Origin of the sequence: Brevibacillus sp. 1238 (genome assembly GCF_029892995.1) — a bacterium.
Classification (GTDB): domain Bacteria; phylum Bacillota; class Bacilli; order Brevibacillales; family Brevibacillaceae; genus Brevibacillus; species Brevibacillus parabrevis.
This window is the reverse complement of record NZ_JARXWC010000007.1, coordinates 266,028-284,789: the sequence shown is the minus strand read 5'-3', so window position 1 is coordinate 284,789 and position 18,762 is coordinate 266,028. Positions and strand designations below refer to the sequence as shown.

The following is an 18,762-nucleotide window of genomic DNA, read 5'->3' as shown; positions in this document are numbered from 1 at the left end:
AAACTAAACAACCAGTCACCGATTCAATTTCGGCAACTGGCTGCTTAAATAGCTAAGGTGTTTTGATCCCTGTCCTACGGACGGGGGTCAGTCCCGTTCACCCGGGCTTTGCAACATTATTCAGCGAGATCCCATACAGCGGATTTTCCTGGCTCTTCGCCTTTTGTCCACCATTTTGCCTTGTAAACCTGGTCTTCGTAGCTCACTTTTGCCCCGCCCTCATAGGCTTTGCCTGCATCCCATGACAGTACGGCATCGCTTACCAGCTTCCATGCATCGGAACGATCCGGCCGCTCGCCTGTTACCCACCATTTCGCTACGTATTCCAATCCGTTGTAGATGACACGATCACCCTGTACATAGACAGCAGAGGAATCCCACGCAGCAATTTCACCCGGTACTTCCGGACTCTTCTTCTTCGTACTGACGGCAAATGGTGCGCTCGCTTCGGAAACATTTCCTGCCGCATCCACGGCTTTGATCTTATACGTATACGACGTTCCCGGGGTTAATTGTTTATCGACAAAGGAGGGCTGGTCAACTGTCCCTACTTGTGTGCCATCACGGTAAACCTTATATTTCACGACTCCAACATTGTCCCGGGAAGGGCTCCACATCAGATCAATCACCGTCTCTGTCTGGTGATGAGACATGATACCTGTTGGTGCGGTCGGTGCTTCCGTATCCACGATATCTTCCGCTTTTGTGCGAACAGTCAGTGCCTTGCTTGGCTTGGACTCTTTTCCTCTGGTATCCACTGCCACGACGGTGTAGGTGTAAGCGGTAGCAGGCGTCAAGCCTTTGTCCGTGTATGCAGTTTCCTTGGTGGATGCGATTTTTTGTCCATCGCGATACACATCGTACTGCTTGATTCCATTAGAGGCTACAGAATTGCTCCAGCTAAGCTCAATGCTTGTAGCTGTCTGCGATACGGAAGTCACATTGCCCGGAACAGTTGGCTGTTGCTCGCCACCCGTTCCATCGTTAATCAGATTCACGTCAATCGCCTGATAAAACGCCATGCCCGTATCGGCAATCTCCCAAACACCCAAAATAATGTGGTAGCCGCTGCGATCTGTCGGTACATTGCACGAATGCGTTACCGTGAATGGCGGCCTTTTCCCTCCGTCCTGGAACGAGCAGAACAGCTCCAGATCCGCTCTGGCAAGCGGCTTGTCAGGATTCCAGTCTTTTTTCGTGATGTAATATTTCCACTCCGCCGTGCTATGCGGGGCTGTCAGCTTCCAAGTAAATGTATTTTGTCCACCCTGCAAGGTAACCTTGCTCCAACGATCTGCTGTTTGTGCGTAAAGCTCAGGATAGCGGCCTGCACCAGTAAATTCACCATCGGCAGGACCGGATTGCGGGAACGAGCCGATGCCCTCCACGCTTTGCGGTTCGTACTGGATTTGACCGCAGCCTTTGTTTTGCCCTGTCTTGCACAAGTAAGAGCGACTCGCTGGCGATTCGATGTACCCGTGAGCCGAAGCTTTTTCAGCAAACACGAGAGTAGCTGCGCCCGCCACCAGCATCATTGCCAGCATGAACAGAAGCGCCAGCCCTTTCCTGCACAGATTGTTTCTCAACCCTACGTTATCCATGTATTATCTCCTCTTTTCTGGATTAGGATCGAATACCATGTTACAGAAAATTTTTCCAGTAGCACAGGTTCTGAATACCCAATCCAAACTAATTCCAGCAAGAAAATATGGAGATGATTCAGGAGTGTGTTCCTATGTACTTCCTTTTGTTTATCTACATGTTAGGAATATTTGATCATTCTCAAGGAAAACGTTAGGGGATACTTTGTTGATGATTCTTAAAAATTATTTCTCTTCTTTCTTCAAATAGGCTATTTCCTTTTTTAGTTGATTGATTTGTGACTGCAAATCATTACTAGAATTGTTGTTTTTGTTAAAAACCTTTGTGAAAAAACTTGCAAATACCAAAACAAGTCCAATTATCATGATTCCTGTTAATAATAAGACCTCCATTTCGAGCCCCCTCCCAATTAACCATTTTTTCAATAGTATACATTAATTTACAAAAGGAATCGAAAGCAGGAGGAATTTTCCGAAAAACATTACTACCTAGCGCGTTATCTCTTTGTTATTGGCAAGTTCGTTGGCTTCTCCGGTGTATGTCGGAACTCCTGGTGGTGATGGAGACTGAGCGTGCTAATTGCTATTAAAAACAAGCTACTCACTGATGATTAATCTCCTCAGCAAGTAGCTTGTTCGGCACTTGAGCAGTGTTATTTACTTTTACATCAACAGCAACGGCACTACCTTCCCGGCGTTTACATCAATCAACCCCAGATCGGTCAGCTTCAAAGCCGGACTCACTGGCAACGAATGCGTGCTGATCGACATGATCGGGTTGTAATGGTCGTAGCCAAGCGATTCCATCGCGCGGCGAAGCTGCTCGACTTCTTTTGCTGTCTTTTCCAGCGGTTCCTCGGTCAAAATGCCGCCGACCGGCAAGTTCAGGTTCGCCAGCACCTTGCCGTCCTCCACCACACAGAAGCCGCCCTGATTACGGATGACTTCATTCGCAGCCACCATCATGTCGTGCGGATTGTGACCAACGACGAGCAAATTGTGGTTATCGTGCGAGTAGCTGGTTGCGATCGCCCCGCGCTTGATCGTGTCGCCGCTGATCAATCCGTAGCCGCGGTTGCCGTTTTTGCCGTAGCGTTCAAACACCGCAATCAGTCCGTACGGGCTTTCCTCCCAGCATACTTGCCCTTCCCGCACCTCGACGATCCCGCGATGATCCTCTGTAAAAGTGGAGCCGTTTTGTACGAGCATCACCCGGCACGGATAGCGATTGTCTGGTGCAGTAGAAGCTACCTGGAAGTCGCTTTCCGAAAGCGGGGCAAGCTTGATGCTTTCGTAAAAATGCGCTGGGAACTGCTTCGTATGCACGACCTGGCGGTACTCTTCGCGAACGTCGTACGCTTTCTTGCCGTTTTTGTAGACCTGCTCGATGTTCAGTTCGCGCAAATCGGATACGAGCACAAAATCGGCGATCTTGCCCGGAGCAATGGCTCCGCGATCCGTCATATTCATGCGTCTTGCCGGGGTGAACGTGCTGGCGTAGATAGCTCGCTCAGGCTGCATCCCCATGCTGATCGCCTTTTTCACAAGATGGTTCAGGTGGCCGCGCTTGAACAACGAGTCGGTCATGACGTCGTCCGTCACAAAACAAAAATGCTCGGAAACATCTTCCTTGATCAAATAGTCCATGACTTCTTCTGTCATCGATTTTTCCTGGATCTCCAAAAACATGCCCGCTGCTATGCGCGCTTCCATGCCTTCCGGCGTCTGATGCGTATGGTCGGAGTCCACCCCTGCGTAAATGACGCGATGCAGGTCCAGATCGAGCAGCTTGGGCACATGTCCCTCAATCACCAGAGTCGGGTACATTTTGCGAATGTGCTGCAAAATTTGGTTGGTCTTGCAGTTCTCATCGCGGATGATATCGACATAGTTCATGATCTCGCCCATGCAAATGATCTCGCAGGAAGCAAGCAGCTCATCCATATCGGCAATTTCCACGGAACCTCCCGTTGTTTCCATCGAAGTTGCCGGCACGGAGCTGGGGATCGCGTATTTCATGTCGACTACGCAATCTTTGCTTACGCGAATCATCTCTTTGATTCCTTCGATCCCGAACACATTCGCCATCTCGTGCGGCTCCGGCACAATCGTCGTCACGCCGTTTTGGATCAAGCCGTAGGAAAATGTCTCGGGCGTCACCATTGTGCTCTCGATGTGCAAATGAATGTCAATCAGGCCGGGGATCATGTAGCGGCCTTGACCATCTATCGTCTCGCCCGCTTCAAACGTTTCGCTGTTGCGCTCGCCCACGTAGAGAAAACGCCCGTCCAACACAGCGACATTGCCTTTGCGAAACGTTTTGAAGTAGCTGTTAAACACTTGAACATTTTGGATCAATAAATCAACCTTCACGAAAAGCCCTCCTGTCTTTAGTCCACGAGCACCATTTTGTCTTTCGGGAACAGCAGATTGACCTTTTGGCCGCTCCGATAAGGGGTCTCCATCTCCTGGTTGACGGTAAAATCGCCCAGCTCTGTTTCCACGACATACTGATAACTGCGCCCCAAAAACGTGCTGACTTTGACACTGCCATGCAGACGATTCATCCCCGCCTGATCAGCCTCTTCGGTTGTCACCAGCAGATCGTCCGGACGCATGGCGCATTTTTTGCTCATTGGGCTGGCTGTTCCTGGGTTTTTGGCCGCAACAAACTCGTGTCCGCCCACACGCAGTCCGATCTCTCCGTTTGTTTCGGAGCGCTCGGCGAAGTCGATAAAGTTGGTAAAGCCGATGAAGCGAGCAATAAACTCGGTTTTTGGATATTTGAAAATCGTAGCCGGATCGTCCAGTTGCTCGATAATGCCTTTGTTCATGATCGCTACCTGATCCGAGATGGAAAAGCATTCTTCCTGGTCATGCGAGACGTATACCGTCGTGATGCCCAGTTCTTGTTGAATGCGGCGGATTTCTACCCGCATGTTGATCCGCAAATTCGCATCGAGGTTGCTAAGCGGTTCGTCGAACAAAAGCAGGTCAGGCGAAATGACCAGCGCACGGGCAATCGCCACACGCTGTCTTTGCCCGCCGGACAGCTCCTTGGGGAAACGCTTTTCAAAGCCGCCAAGGCTGACTACCTCCAAAATCCGCAAGACGCGCTGCTTGACCTCGGCTTCATTCACCTTGCGCAGCCTGAGTCCAAACGCCACGTTATCGAACACAGACAAGTGCGGAAACAACGCGTAGCTTTGGAACACAAAGCCGAAGTTGCGCTTGTTGACCGGCACGCGCGTGTAATCTTTGCCATCGAACAAGAAGCGGCCGTCCTTCGCTTCGAGAAAGCCCGCGATCAGGCGAAGCGTCGTTGTTTTCCCGCAGCCGCTCGGCCCCAGCAGGGAGATAAGCTGCCCCTTTTCGATGTTCAGGTTGAAGTTTTGCAAAATGTACTGATTGTCATAGGCAACCGATACGTTTTCCAATGCGAGCAATGCCATATGTTTGATGCCTCCGTTATCGTTTTGTAAAGTAGGAAAGCCCCATCAATCGTTCAATGACGAACATGAGAATAGCCGTAATCATCATGAGCACAACCGAGATCGCCGCGATCGTCGGGTCGAAGTTGTTCTCGACGTAAGTCAGCATCTGGATCGGCAAAGTGCTTACTCCCGGCCCGGTCATGAACACGGAAATGTCCACGTTGTTGAACGACTCCAGAAAAGCAATCAAAATCGCCGCAATAATCCCGGAGCGAATGTTAGGCAAAACGACTTTGAAAAATGTCTCCAGCCGCCCCGCGCCAAGACTGAGCGCCGCTTCTTCAATGGCAAAATCGAAATTGGACAGGCTGGACGCGATGACGCGAATAATGAAAGGAAGCATCAGCACCGTATGGCCGACAAGGAGTCCGGCGTAAATCGGCAGATGGTAGACGACGATGACGTACTTCAGCATGGCAAAACCCATGACAATGCCCGGAATCAACACAGGCGAGATGAAGATGCCGTTCAACAGCCCTTTGCCGCGAAACTGGAAGCGGCTCAGCGCATAGGCCGCCGGAATCCCCAGCAAAAGCGCCAGCAGATTGCCCAGCAAGGACACGATCATCGACGTCTGGAACGTCGTCATGAACATCTCCACGTTGAAGATGTTTTCATACCAGCGAAGGGAGAAGCCTTCCGGCGGAAATTTCAGGACGCTTCCCGGTTCAAACGATGTAAAGGATATGATGATGAGCGGCCCCAGCAAAAACAGAAACACAAGAAGGGTAAACAGGGCCAACCCGCGATTTTTCTCCTGCATAGCTTCTACCCCTTAGGATTTAGTTTCGTCGCCAGCTTGTTCATGAAGAAAATGACGACAAATGTGATGACGATCATGATCGTGGCAATGACCGAAGCCATGTACCAGTCGTTCAAAGTAATCGCGTTCTGGTAAAGGAACGTCGAGATGACGCGTTGCTTCCCGCCGAGCAGCGCAGGAGTCGTGTAAGCAGTCAAGCTGCCGACAAATACGAGAATGCTTCCGATAATCAGACCCGGCACACTGAGTGGGACAATTACTTGACGGAATGCCGTAAATTTGGAAGCACCCAGGCTTTCAGCCGCTTTGATCAAATCGGGATCGATGTTTTCCATCACGCCGACAAGCGTAATGATGATCAGCGGCAAGAACAAATGAATCAGACCAATCATCATGGCGGTCGGGGTATACAAGATTTCCAGCGGCTTATCGATCAGCCCGATCGACAGAAGCGAGCTGTTCAGCAAGCCTTTTTTGCCGAGAATGATCATCCAGGAGAACGAGCGTACAACCGAGCTGGTCAGCAGCGGGAAGATGGCCAGCGCCAGCAAAATCCCTTTTTTGCGCGGTCCCAGCTTGGAAATGTAGTACGCGGCAGGGAATCCGAGCACAATGCAGGCAATCGTCGTCACCAGACTGACTTGCAGCGTGGTCAGCAAAATTTTCACGAAATACTTGTCCGTCAAAAACTGCATGTAGCCTTGCAGCGTAAAGCTTCCTTCATGGAAAAACGTCGACGCAATCGTCATTGCAATCGGAATGACCATGAACAGCGTCAAAAACAGCACACCAGGCAGTAGCAATAAATAAAGGCCCTTTTTTCTCATCAAATTAACTCCTGTTCACGGTATCGTCAGGCTTTCAATGCGCCGATAAAACGCGCAAAGAACGCATCTGCATCTACGTCCAGACAGACGTTCATGTTGGGTTCTTTTTTCAGGCGGTTTTGAAAGTCGCAAACCGTCTGCCCGTCGCAAAGCTCGCTTTTCGTTTCGATGTCCACGTACAGCTTTTTCGTCTGCACCAGCGAACGGTCGAGCGCGACCGCGACCGCCAACGGATCATGCATGGCGCATGCGCGAATGCCGTTTCGTTCAAAGTAGCGATCCAAATAATCGGACGTGCTTTGCTTCACATATCGGCCGATGGGCGTATCTCCCAACGCTGCGATATGCTCTTCGTTCAGCAGGACTCTGCGTGTTACATCCAGTCCAACCAATGTCAATTGCGGAAACCCGGCATGAAAGACGACTTTCGCTGCTTCCGGATCGACGTACATGTTGTACTCCGCCACCGGGGTCACATTTCCGTATTCAGTCACCACTCCGCCCATGAAAATGACTTCCTTGACGTGCTGCACAAGCTCAGGGCACTTTTTCACAGCGAGAGCCAGATTGGTCAGCGGCCCGGTCATCACGAGAGTCACCTGGCCGGACTGAGCCAGCACCTGCTCGCAAATGAAGTCGGGTGCAAAGCCAACTGCTGGCTGCGTATGCACCTGTACATCCCGCAACGCTCCGCCAAGTCCATCCTCGCCATGGATGCGATGCTCGAAAAACTGCGGACGCAATAGCGGCTGGGAAGCCCCGCGGACGACCGGGATTTTGTCGCCTGCTTGCAGCAAATCGAGGATTTTGCATGTATTTTCTGTAGCCTTGCCAAGAGATACATTGCCGTTCACGGTAGTAATGCCGATCAATTCACATTGACCGCTCTTGATAGCCAAAATAATTCCCAGCGCGTCATCAATTCCGGTATCGACATCAAGAATGATTTTTTGCTCCACGAGTGGTCCTCCTCTGTTTGAAAAAAACAAGGGTATATCCGCGCCGACGTCTATACCCTTGTCCTGTTTGGTTGCTCGTTATTGTGTAATTTCGCGATTCCAGCGATCGATCCACGCTTTGGAATGCTCATTGACGAATTTCATGTCCAGCTTGCGCAGTTTGTTGACGGTTGCTTCCCCATAAGTAACGCCTTTTGCTTCCTCATCTGTCAGCTTCACGGAGGTGTTAACAGGAGAATCCACTTTTGCTTTCGCTGATTTTTCCTGCACTTCTTTGCTCAACTGGTAGTTGATGAAGTCTTCTGCCAGCTGCTTGTTTTTGCTGCCTTTTACGATGTTGACGGTGTTCATGACAGCGTATCCTCCGCTTTCAGGAGCGACGAATACCGCTTCTGGCACAGCTGCCTGGATATCTTTGAAGTACATTTCCATGATCGGCCCAACTGCAATTTCTTCCTGGCTAAACATGTTCACATACTCGGAAGTTTTGTCGTAATACTTCACAACGCCTTTGTTAGCTTCTTTCATTTTGGCAAACGCCTGATCTTCGTTGAACTCCTTGCTGCCTGCGACTACAGAGGCACTGTCGAGGATCATCGGGCCTGTCGTCGATGTGATGTTTGGCAGCGTCAGCTTGCCCGCCAAATCTGGATTCCACAGGTCTTTCCAGTCCTTGACCTCGGTTTTGACCAGCTTAGGATTGTAAGCAATCCCGAATTGTCCGATCGTGTACGCCGGGCCATACTCCTCGCCGAGCGGCGCTTTGGCGATATCGTAAATCTCGTTCAGGTTCGGAATACGGCTGCGATCGATTTTTTCGAAGGCGCCGCTGTCGATCCCTTGTTGCGCGTAGTAATCGGACAAGTAAATCAAGTCTACGTCAGAGCTTCCTTGACGCACTTTGTTCAGACGCTCGGCGTTGTTGCCGATTTCCAGCACGATTTTGACGTTGTGTTCTTTTTCAAACGGCTCGTAAATTTCTTTGCGGAAAAAGTCTTCCGAGAAGCCCCACGTGGAAATAACCAGTTTTTGCGGCTCGCCTTTTGGCGCTTCGCCAGTTGCTCCCTCCTGCGGTTTGTCGCTTGCGCCACAGCCTGCGAGTACCAAAGACAGCATGGAAGCAGAAAGGATTCCTGTCAGCATTTTTTTCATTGTATGATTCCTCCAGTTCAGCTTGTAACTTGCAAATAATGAATGATTGCATTGCAGTTCATAGATAGAATGAGGCGTTAACAAGCGATATTATTCATCAACCACATCCTTAAAAGGCGAATGAGAAGCGCAAAAAACAAAAAGAAAAGCACCCTTGAATAGAACGATACATTCTAAACAAGAGCACTTTTCTTCGTAAACAAAGAGAAGCGACACCCGTTTCACACCATTTTCACGGTCTTCCCTTGAGATAGATCAAAAGAGAAAATCCGAACGAATGGCTCAGGTATTTAATTTTCCGAGTCACTTACAATTACATTCGTGATCGCCCACTGCGTAGGCGCGTCGTAGTCTCTAAGCACAGCTTCCAGCTTCAGGCCCATCTCTTCCTCCAGCCGTTCTCTCAGCTTCCTCTTATAAAGAAGAGACATGCGAAAATCGACTTCCAGCTTCAGAGTCGGGGCTTCGCCTTCCAGCGCATCTGAGCGCGGAGAGCGGCGATGCTTGGCGTGGAAAGTAATCAACTGATTCTCAATCGTCACTCTCAGCAAAGTCGTTCCAAATCCGAACAACTCTTTTGCTATCTCATTATAAATGGCAGACAGCTGCTTTCTCGTTTCATTCGTGTCTACTAAACTCATGACATCACCCGCGAGAGCTGTTATCTGATTTGTTGTTTCCCATTATACATATGATTTCAGGCTAGAGCAAGCTAACATTCGTATTTAGATCATTTTTACATTTTTCAGTCATATATTCGTTCGGTCTTTGCTGCTGTCGTGCCGCTTCACAGCTTCTTCCATCCAGCAATGTTCACCGAATGTTTGGTGGAAAAGCCTCATATATTCATGTACACTTATATGTAACTTCACGAATAGAGAGGGGCTACTCCATAACCATGAAAAAACTCATCATGATGCTAGTCGCCGTCATGCTCGTACTCGCTCCCGCAGGATTCACAGATCATGCCGACGCAAAAGGTTATAAGTCCGGCAAAAAATCGTTCAACTCCAACACGGCTCCAACCAACACGCAGACGCCAAACAAAGCCGATTCCAATGTAAATGCATCTACCAATAAAAATACGACAACCAATACACCAGCTACTGCTGCTCCAAGCAAGAGCGGCGGATTCATGAAAGGTCTTCTCGTCGGGGGATTGGCTGGACTTTTGTTCGGCAGCATGTTTGGCGACATGGGGGCACTGGGAGCGATCTTTGGCTTCTTGATCAACATGCTTGCGATTGTCGCTGTGATCGTCTTGATTCGCAAAATCTTCGTCTACTTTAAAACGCAACGCGCGAAAAAACAGGAACTGAACACATGGAAAAGATAACACTGTCCGAACAAGTATTGATTAACGCCATCTGCCTGCATGTGGCGAGCAAAAAACAGATTCAGCCGCAAAACGTAGAAGTCGAACTGATGTGGGACGAAGAATACGGCTTCTCCGCTGAAGTATACGCGAACGAACGCAAACAAGTGTTCATCGAGATCAACCTGATCGAAGCCATTCGCTTTTACCTGGAAACGCAAATGCAGCGCAACCCTTACTCCGCCGGCATTGAGCTGGTATTGGACGACGAGGAAGGCATCATCGCCTACGTCACGTACCAAAGCTAGTCGCCCTTGCCTTACCCGCTCGAACTTCCCAAGCCAGTTTGCTCACCACAGTGGGCAGATTGGCTTTTTACATGGGTGCATTTCCCTTGATCAAGTATTGAAATTGCCTTCGTTACGTTATATACTTTAATGAAAATGATTATCATTGTCTTTTTTTGCTTATACATGTACATACTTTTCTATAAAGGAGTTGGCCCATTGTGGAACGCTTATACACGCAAAAACTGGACATCGGTTACGGCGAGCTTTCCATTGTCAAAGACCTGAACATCAGCATCCCTTCTGGCAAAATTACCGCACTGGTCGGCGCAAACGGTTCGGGTAAATCGACCATCCTCAAAACGTTGGCCCGAATTATGAAACCGACAGGTGGACAGGTATTTCTCGATGGGAAGTCTATTCATCAGCAGTCAACAAAGGAAGTCGCCAAGCAGCTGGCAATTTTGCCGCAGAACCCTACCGCTCCCGATGGCCTGACCGTGTCTGAGCTTGTTACCTATGGCCGCTTCCCTCATCAAAAAGGATTTGGCTCCCTGACCAAGGAAGACAAAGAAATCGTGCAATGGGCGATTGCCATGACGGGCATGATCGATTTTTACGACCGTCCCGTCGACCAGCTCTCCGGTGGTCAACGCCAACGCGCCTGGATCGCCATGGCTCTGGCGCAAGGAACCGACATCCTGTTCCTCGATGAGCCGACAACCTTCCTCGATATGGCGCACCAGCTGGAAGTTCTCAAGCTGCTGCAAAAGCTGAACGAAGAAGAAAAACGTACGATCGTCATGGTTGTCCACGATTTGAACCATGCAACTCGCTACGCACAGCACATGGTAGCCATCTCTCGCGGCACGGTCATCGCCGAGGGCTCTCCTGCCGAAGTCATGACACCTGACATGCTGCGCAAAGTGTTCAACATCGAGGCTGACATTTTGACTGACCCGCGCACAGGAGTGCCGCTCTGCCTCCCTTACGAGCTGAGCCACGCGGCAGAAAACAAGGCCGCTTCCAGTACCGCGCCTGCATCCAGCCAACAGGCTGTGCAAGAAGACGAACGCAAGCTGGTCGGCACTCGCTAGTAACTCATCACTTGCATCGAACGATCAAGCCATTCTCATGGACGGTAAATGAGAATGGCTTTTTTATATAGGCAAAAGGCAGCCCAAGGATCTTCTCCCCAGGCTGCCTTTGCTGTTATCAGCTTGTTTTCGTTACCACTTGATGTCTTTCAAGATTTCGTCTGCCATGTTTGCAGTCGAAACCAATCCGCCACCGGACAAGTACCAGTAGTTCGCATCGAGGTAAATGATGTTGCCGTTTTTGAATGCTTTGGTGTTTTTCGTGAGGTCGTTTTCAACCGCTTCTTTCGCAGCTGCGGAAACACCTTCATTCGCAGAAATCACACCGCGGTCTACAACAAACAGGTAGTCAGGGTTTTTCTCTGCTACGTACTCAGCGGATACGCTTTGTCCGTGGGTGGATACTTCGATGTTTTTGTCTACCGCAGCGAACCCGAACACGTCATGCAAAATACCGAAGCGGGAGCCAGGACCGTAAGCGCTCAGCTTGCCTTCGTTCACGAGAACGATCAGCGCGTTTTTGCCGCTTGCTGTTGCTTTTTCGTTCAGTTGCTTGATCGATTCGTTGATTTTCGCCAGTTCTTCATCTACTTGTGCTTCTTTGCCAAAAATGGTTCCGAGCGTTTTCATGTTCTCTGTGAAAGAGTCCATGTACTTGGAAGTGTCTACACCGAGGAAGATCGTTGGAGCAATTTTGTTCAGTTCTTCATAAGCGTCTTGCTGACGACCGGAGATGAAGATGACATCCGGCTTCATTGCGTTGATCTTTTCAAAGTCCGGCTCTTTCAGGCTGCCGATGTTTGTGTATTTCGCGTCTTTGAATTTCTCCAGATAAGGCGGAATGCTGGATTGTGCCACACCTTTTACTTCGATGCCCAGTTTGTCCAAGGAATCGAGCACGCCATAGTCAAAGACGACAACGTTTTGCGGGTTTTTCTTCAGTTTGGCCTCGCCCAATTTATGTTTGATTGTGATTTCTTCGGATTCCTTCGCAGCGCCGTTAGAAGCCTCTGGCGTTTGGGAAGGAGCTGCACTATTGGAGCCGGAACCGCATGCCGCTGTAAATACTGCCAACAGTACGGCCATGAACAGCATCAGGATTTTTTTGTTCATTTTTCTCACCTCTATAAGTATTTTAATATATATAAAATTATTGATAGCTTGCTTGTTTTTGAAGACCCCCTGCATGCCATCAAAATAATTTTATCGAAAGGAAGTAAAGCGGCGCTATGCGTAGTACACGCAGATTTTGTTTTCGTCGATGTCTTCAATGTGGATGTCCATATCGTAAACATCTTTCAAGGTTTGCGGCTGGATGATCTCGTCTGTGCTGCCTTCCTTCACGACTGTTCCGTCCTTGAGCGCGACGATGTAATCGGAGTAAACAGACGCAAAATTGATATCGTGAATGACGATGACGACGGTTTTGCCCATCTCATCGACCAGACGCCGCAGCACCTTCATGATCTGGACAGAATGCTTCATATCCAGGTTGTTCAACGGCTCATCGAGGAGAACATACTCCGTGTTCTGCGCGACAACCATGGCGATGTACGCCCGCTGGCGCTGCCCGCCACTCAGCTGGTCGAGATACTTGTGCTGTATGTCCGCAAGCTCCAGATAACGGATCGCTTCGTCTACGTACTTCCAGTCTTCTTTTGTCAAATTGCCTTGTGAATACGGAAAGCGTCCGAAGCTGACCAGCTCGCGAATCGTCAGGCGCACCGTAATGTGGTTGGACTGCTTGAGAATCGAGATTTTTTTGGCCAGCTCGTTGCTTTTGTACTGTCCAATCTCCTGCCCCTCAATCAGCACCTCGCCTTGATCCTTCGTCAGCAGACGGCTGATCATGGACAGCAATGTGCTTTTGCCAGCCCCGTTCGGACCGATAAAGGACGTAATTTTCCCTTTGGCAATTTTCACCGAGACGTTTTCCACGACATTTTTGTTCCCATACTGTTTTGAGACGTTACGGACTTCTATCACGCTTTATTCTCCTTTAGCAGAAGATAGATGAAGTAAACCCCGCCGATAAAGTTGACGATGACACTGAGCGTTGTCGAGAACGTAAAGACGCGTTCGACAATCAACAAACCGCCTACCAGAGCCACTACGCTGATCAATGCTGAGCCAGCCAGCAAAAACTTGTGCTGGTACGTTTTCATATATTGATGAGCCAAATTCGCTACCAACAGCCCCAGGAAGGTGATAGGCCCAACCAACGCTGTCGCAATCGACACGAGAATCGCGATGACGACCAAAAACCGTTTGACGACAAAATCGTAAGGAATCCCCAGATTGATTGCCTGATCCCGGCCCAGTGCCAGCACATCCAAATACTTGACGTAGCGCCAAAAGTAAAGGCCGACTGCGATTACCAGAACAAAGCTGAGAATCAACAGGTCTGTGTTCACGTTGTTGAAGCTCGCGAACATTTTGTCTTGTACCACCTGAAACTCGTTCGGATCGATCAGCACCTGCATGAACGTCGACAAACTGCCGAACAAAGTGCCGAAAATCAAGCCAATCAACAGCAGGAAGTAGATGTTTTGTCCTTCCCGCCTGAACAGGAATTTGTACAGCACGCCTGCGAACAGAACCATCAAGCCAGTCGAGATCAGGAAGTTCACGTTTTTATTCATGATCGTCATGTGCGTGGAACCAAACACGAAAATGACGAGAGTCTGAATGAACATGTACAAGGAATCAAGACCGATGATGCTGGGCGTCAAAATGCGGTTGTTGGTAATCGTCTGGAAGACCATCGTCGAGAACGCAATGATGCACCCGGTTAGCAGGATCGCAATAATTTTCTTGGCCCTTCGGGGAAGCACGTAATCCCAGTTGCCGCCCGCATCAATCAGCATGAATACGGCTATCAGAGCAACGGCGACTATCGCCATGACACCAATCTTAGCTTTCATCGTTCATATGCCTTTCTTCTCATGAGTAAGTATACGAATATACCGCTGCCCACTACTCCGACCATCAAGCCGATTGAGATTTCATACGGGAAGATGATCAGGCGTCCAAGAATGTCACAGCACAAGACAAACACTGCTCCCAGCAAAGCGGTATGAGACAGGCTTTTCTTCAGATTGTCGCCGAGGTAAAGCGTCACAATATTAGGAATAATAAGCCCCAAAAACGGGATGGTCCCTACCGTGAGGATGACGACAGATGAAACCATGGCGACAATCGCCAAACCGATATTGACCACTTGCTTGTAATTCAGTCCGAGATTGATCGCGAACTCTTCGCCCATTCCTGCAATCGTAAACTTGTTGGCAAACAAGTACGCGATAATGACCAGCGGAATGCTTATGTATAGCAATTCGTAGTTTCCCTTCATGATCGAGGAAAAGTCGCCGTGCAGCCAGGACGACATGTTCTGGATGAGATCGTGCTTGTAAGCGAAAAACATCGTAATCGAACCGACGATATTCCCGAACATCAATCCGACCAGTGGAATGAAAATCGAATCCTTGTATTTCACCCTGTCGAGAATCTTCATGAAGATAAACGTCCCCAGCAAGGCAAAAACAAACGCGACGAGCAGCTTCACCCAAATCGAAGCATCTACGAACACCAGCAAGGAAACGAGAATCCCGAACCGGACAGAGTCTTCGGTGCCCGCCGTTGTCGGCGACACGAATTTGTTCCGGGTCAGTTGCTGCATGATCAGACCAACCACGCTCATGCTGATACCCGCGATAATGATACTGATCAATCGGGGAATCCGGCTAATCCACATCACTTGCACTTTGTCATCGCTGAGATTGAACAACTCCAGGGGCGAAATGTCCTTTACGCCAATAAACAGGGATACTATCGAAAGCAGAATCAGGGCTACAACCAAATATCTTTTTTTCATCGCTTCCCTACTCTTCTCTTTGTTCACGTGAGTGCTGCGTTGCTTTTAGCATGCTTAGTAAGAAGGAGATTCATTCTCAATAATAAAGAGATTCATTCTCACTTGGCATCTCCTTTGTTATATTAGCACTTCTTTATCCGGGTTTAAAGCATTTTTTCATTAGTCGACTAAATTTCTCTGGATTGAAAAAAGTGAGAATATTCCGCCGTCCATCACTAACGCAAAAAAGCGCCGTTGCCACTGGTAGCAACAGCACTTTTTTTAATTGGACGTATACGATCCGCTTACGTTTTTCACCGAGCGCTTGCCAGAGCCGTCTTCGACAATGTTCACGTCTCCGTTGACTGTGTAAATGTCGATGTCGCCGCTGTCATCGGATATCGTCACGTTTCCTTTGTGACGCACAATTTTCATGTCACCCGACTGATCTTTGATCTCCACGTCGCCCCCGGTATCTTCCAGCAAAATATCGCCGGAGTCATCCTCGATCAGCTTGAGGGCAGTCGCGTTGTTGATTTTGATATCGCCGGACTGGTCATTGATCTGCACTTCGCCCGTGACATCTTTCAAGATGATATCACCCGAATCATCCTTGATCGTGAGCGCTCCCGCCAGTTTGGAGACATCAATATCCCCTGAGTCGTCCGTGATCGCTACCTTCAATGCGGAAGGAACCGTCACCTCGACGTTCAGCTCCAGACGCATTACGCCGAAATGACCAACTACATCGGAGGACAAATGAGCGACATTCCCGTCTTTGGTCAGCGTCACGATGATGTCTTCCGGCTTGATATTGGCTGACCTGGCGATGATGGCATCTACCTGGATCGAAGTTGCCTTGTCGTCTCCTTTTACAACCAAATTACCGGATTGATTGACGATCTCCAACGCCTCTATCGACTCGATTGGCAGATCCAGATGACGCTTTTCCTCCACCGTCTCCAGACTGCTGCTGCATCCCGCAAGCCCGAGAGCCAAAACCAAAAATCCAACTCCTATCCAACGCTTCATCTCTATCTCCCTCTATGCATCCAAGCTTGCTTGTTCTTGAAATCATTGTACTAGAGCGGCCTCAAGATAGCATCAGTCGCTGGAGTTGTTTTCCATCGGTCTCTAGACGGATGCGCTGTCGTTTACCCTGCTGCCGTTGCCTTCCAGCGGTTCGACTAGAGCTTTTTGCTCCCATACCCTGCTCCTCCAGCGGAAAAACATCATGACTCCGCGTATCCATTCATCGATCGCAACGGCCAGCCATACCCCCGCCAAGCCCAATTCGGTGTGAAACACTAGCACATAACCTAGCGGCAGACTGATTCCGACCATCGAAATCAGGCCCATATACACCGGAAACTGCGTGTCTCCTGCCGCACGCAAAGAGTTGATCAACACAATGTTGAAGACCCGCCCGGTTTCCAGCAAAATACTGAGCAAAATAATTTGCGAGCTGATCCGCAAAATTTCCGGATCAGTCGTGAACAAGCCCATGATCGGCTCGCGGAAAATGATGATAACCGTGTTGACTACAACGGTGTAAAGCAAGCCCCAGCGCAAGCTTTTCCACACGCGGCTATACGCTTCTTCGCGTCTGCCCGCACCTACAAGCCTGCCTGTTATAATCGCCGTGCCCATGCCGATTGCCAAGCTGAACAAATAAATAAACATGGAAAGATTGAGCACGTATTGCCGGGAAGCGAGCGACGACGCGCCCAAATACGTCACATAGTATAAAAAGACGGCCTGACAGCCATGATACATGATTTGCTCAACCGCGGAAGGAATGCCTACCTTGCAAATTTTGCTGACGTACGTCCATTTGATGGTAACATAGTCTTTGAATGCTACTTTGACTTCAATCAGACGGTAAAACGCCCAAAAATAGACGAGCAGCCCAAGCGCCCTGCTCAATACCGTAGAGATGGCAGCACCCTCTACCCCCAATGCCGGAAAACCAAAGTGCCCGAAGATCAGCAAGTAGTTCCCGATGACGTGCAGCACATTGATGCCGAGCGAGATATACATGCTCTCTTTTGTAAAGCTATACGTACGAATGACACTTGCCAATGTATTGATAATCGCCTGAATAAACAAGCTTCCCCCGACGATGATCATATACGACTGGGCCATCTGCAAAATCTGCCCTTGCAGATTGATGCGTTCGAGCAGTGCATTCCCAAACAAAACGAAGCTTACGCTGATTGCGATGCCGATCAGCAGATTCAACGTGACCGCAACCGCTCCGACTCTCGCTGCATCGACCATTTTTTTGGAGCCGATATACTGTGCGACCACAATCGAGGCGCCATGTCCTGCTACTTCCAAAATCAAAATGGCGATAAAAATAAATTGGTTGGCTGCCCCAACCGCCGATACAGCCGCGTCAGAAACGCCGCTCAGCATGAACGTATCCGTGATGCCGATCAGCATGAACAGAAACAGCTCTAAGAAGATCGGCCAAGTCAGCTTGAACAGATTGTACGCATTGCCATCTTGTTGACCTGTTTGCCGCTCGGCTACTGTCATATCCATACTTTCACCTATCCCATCTGGTCCTCTCTCTATGCATAGCGACATTTTACACCGTAACCCGCAATGCGCGGAGAAAACTCGACACTTTTTACAAGATCTTTATGAAAAGGGGGTCATACGATGGAAAAAGCCCGCCTGCCACAAGTGATACAGGCATTTCCTTGCTTCGCTCATGTGCCTTTGCCCGCCTGGTCGAACAACGAGATCTACGTGGAGCGCTTTTCTCCCCGGCTCGTGATGGGCGAGGGCCATCTGTTTGCCCATGCTGCCTTCGTCCTGGAAGGCAAAGTGCGCATCCACAAGATCAGTGAATCCGGGCGTGAAATTACGCTGTATCGCGTCACCCGTGGCGGCGTATGCGTCCTGATGATGGCAAGCATTCTCGGAGAGCTTGAATATGCGGCATCTGCCGAGCTGGAGGAAGAAACCGAGCTGTTGCTGCTGCCCGTCAAAGTGTTCAAGCAGTGGCTGGACGAGTACAAGGACGTGCGCCAGTTTATTTACAGCACGATGATCAAGCGAATGGCTTCCGTGACAACTTTGATGGAAAATATCGCTTTCAAACCGATTGATTACCGTCTGGCCGAATTTTTGCTCAGCTGCACTACTGAGTCTGACAATCAGTTGCTCATTACCCATGAGGCGATCGCGATTGAGCTGGGAACAGCCAGAGAAGTAGTCAGCCGTTCCCTCAAAGAGTTCGAATCGGCAGGCTGGATCAAGTTGGGCCGCGGGCGAATCACCAACATCGATCGGACCAGCCTGGCAAACCACCTGAAACATTTGTAGCCGTTATGTGCGCAAGTCACAGAAGCCAACGCCCTCTCTCCTCTACAATGGACATGAACGTGAAGTTACCCGTTACGA

General features: G+C 49.5%; 19 protein-coding genes. 4 read left to right on the top strand and 15 right to left on the bottom strand.

All coding sequences use genetic code 11. From position 1 onward, the window contains the following. Positions 1-116: 116 nt before the first annotated feature. From M2298_RS18265 to M2298_RS18225, 9 genes are all read right to left on the bottom strand, one after another. Positions 117-1,601, bottom strand: a complete 1,485-nt coding sequence (locus M2298_RS18265; protein WP_122962436.1) for a lytic polysaccharide monooxygenase — start codon at positions 1,599-1,601, stop codon at positions 117-119. 225 nt (positions 1,602-1,826) lie between these two features. Continuing rightward, positions 1,827-1,994 (bottom strand): DUF1049 domain-containing protein, encoded by a 168-nt coding sequence (locus M2298_RS18260; protein WP_122962435.1) that lies wholly within the window; start codon positions 1,992-1,994, stop codon positions 1,827-1,829. Between the two features lie 270 nt (positions 1,995-2,264). Continuing rightward, positions 2,265-3,974 carry an adenine deaminase gene (locus M2298_RS18255; protein WP_122962434.1) on the bottom strand — a complete coding sequence of 570 codons (1,710 nt, stop codon included), beginning with the start codon at positions 3,972-3,974 and terminating at the stop codon, positions 2,265-2,267. 17 nt (positions 3,975-3,991) lie between these two features. Further along, the gene (locus tag M2298_RS18250) at positions 3,992-5,053 is read right to left on the bottom strand and encodes an ABC transporter ATP-binding protein (protein ID WP_122962433.1); all 1,062 of its coding nucleotides are present in this window, start codon (positions 5,051-5,053) and stop codon (positions 3,992-3,994) included. A gap of 16 nt (positions 5,054-5,069) precedes the next feature. Further along, complete coding sequence (locus M2298_RS18245; RefSeq protein ID WP_063228801.1) at positions 5,070-5,858, bottom strand: ABC transporter permease; 789 nt, start codon at positions 5,856-5,858, stop codon at positions 5,070-5,072. Positions 5,859-5,863: 5 nt separating this feature from the next. Beyond that, on the bottom strand, positions 5,864-6,685 hold the full coding sequence (locus tag M2298_RS18240; RefSeq protein WP_122962432.1) for an ABC transporter permease: 822 nt from the start codon (positions 6,683-6,685) through the stop codon (positions 5,864-5,866). A 26-nt stretch (positions 6,686-6,711) separates the two neighbouring features. Then, the gene (locus tag M2298_RS18235) at positions 6,712-7,644 is read right to left on the bottom strand and encodes a nucleoside hydrolase (RefSeq protein WP_122962431.1); all 933 of its coding nucleotides are present in this window, start codon (positions 7,642-7,644) and stop codon (positions 6,712-6,714) included. A 78-nt stretch (positions 7,645-7,722) separates the two neighbouring features. Next, on the bottom strand, positions 7,723-8,796 hold the full coding sequence (locus M2298_RS18230; protein ID WP_173599559.1) for an ABC transporter substrate-binding protein: 1,074 nt from the start codon (positions 8,794-8,796) through the stop codon (positions 7,723-7,725). A gap of 290 nt (positions 8,797-9,086) precedes the next feature. Beyond that, positions 9,087-9,437 carry a hypothetical protein gene (locus M2298_RS18225; protein WP_063228797.1) on the bottom strand — a complete coding sequence of 117 codons (351 nt, stop codon included), beginning with the start codon at positions 9,435-9,437 and terminating at the stop codon, positions 9,087-9,089. 257 nt (positions 9,438-9,694) lie between these two features. On the opposite strand from M2298_RS18225, the gene M2298_RS18220 reads away from it, so the two are divergent. The 3 genes from M2298_RS18220 (at position 9,695) to M2298_RS18210 (ending at position 11,495) form a co-directional block, all read left to right on the top strand. Further along, complete coding sequence (locus M2298_RS18220; protein WP_217022059.1) at positions 9,695-10,132, top strand: hypothetical protein; 438 nt, start codon at positions 9,695-9,697, stop codon at positions 10,130-10,132. Beyond that, on the top strand, positions 10,120-10,419 hold the full coding sequence (locus M2298_RS18215) for a YxcD family protein (RefSeq protein WP_063228795.1): 300 nt from the start codon (positions 10,120-10,122) through the stop codon (positions 10,417-10,419). The genes M2298_RS18220 and M2298_RS18215 overlap by 13 nt, the downstream gene beginning before the upstream one ends. Positions 10,420-10,619: 200 nt before the next feature. Beyond that, positions 10,620-11,495: an ABC transporter ATP-binding protein gene (locus tag M2298_RS18210; protein WP_122962427.1), complete on the top strand. Its 876-nt coding sequence runs from the start codon at positions 10,620-10,622 to the stop codon at positions 11,493-11,495. 132 nt (positions 11,496-11,627) lie between these two features. Here the strand turns inward: M2298_RS18210 and M2298_RS18205 are convergent, their stop codons facing one another. From M2298_RS18205 to M2298_RS18180, 6 genes are all read right to left on the bottom strand, one after another. Then, the gene (locus tag M2298_RS18205) at positions 11,628-12,608 is read right to left on the bottom strand and encodes a siderophore ABC transporter substrate-binding protein (RefSeq protein WP_122962426.1); all 981 of its coding nucleotides are present in this window, start codon (positions 12,606-12,608) and stop codon (positions 11,628-11,630) included. Positions 12,609-12,722: 114 nt separating this feature from the next. Beyond that, on the bottom strand, positions 12,723-13,481 hold the full coding sequence (locus M2298_RS18200; protein WP_173599560.1) for an iron ABC transporter ATP-binding protein: 759 nt from the start codon (positions 13,479-13,481) through the stop codon (positions 12,723-12,725). Then, positions 13,478-14,419: an iron chelate uptake ABC transporter family permease subunit gene (locus tag M2298_RS18195; protein ID WP_063228791.1), complete on the bottom strand. Its 942-nt coding sequence runs from the start codon at positions 14,417-14,419 to the stop codon at positions 13,478-13,480. The genes M2298_RS18200 and M2298_RS18195 overlap by 4 nt, the downstream gene beginning before the upstream one ends. After that, on the bottom strand, positions 14,416-15,369 hold the full coding sequence (locus tag M2298_RS18190) for an ABC transporter permease (protein WP_122962424.1): 954 nt from the start codon (positions 15,367-15,369) through the stop codon (positions 14,416-14,418). Before M2298_RS18190 ends, M2298_RS18195 begins: the two co-directional genes overlap by 4 nt. Positions 15,370-15,630: 261 nt before the next feature. After that, on the bottom strand, positions 15,631-16,380 hold the full coding sequence (locus tag M2298_RS18185; protein ID WP_122962423.1) for a DUF4097 family beta strand repeat-containing protein: 750 nt from the start codon (positions 16,378-16,380) through the stop codon (positions 15,631-15,633). A gap of 102 nt (positions 16,381-16,482) precedes the next feature. After that, on the bottom strand, positions 16,483-17,895 hold the full coding sequence (locus tag M2298_RS18180; RefSeq protein WP_173597290.1) for an MATE family efflux transporter: 1,413 nt from the start codon (positions 17,893-17,895) through the stop codon (positions 16,483-16,485). Positions 17,896-18,015: 120 nt separating this feature from the next. On the opposite strand from M2298_RS18180, the gene M2298_RS18175 reads away from it, so the two are divergent. Next, the gene (locus tag M2298_RS18175) at positions 18,016-18,684 is read left to right on the top strand and encodes a Crp/Fnr family transcriptional regulator (RefSeq protein WP_122962421.1); all 669 of its coding nucleotides are present in this window, start codon (positions 18,016-18,018) and stop codon (positions 18,682-18,684) included. Positions 18,685-18,762 lie beyond the last annotated feature (78 nt).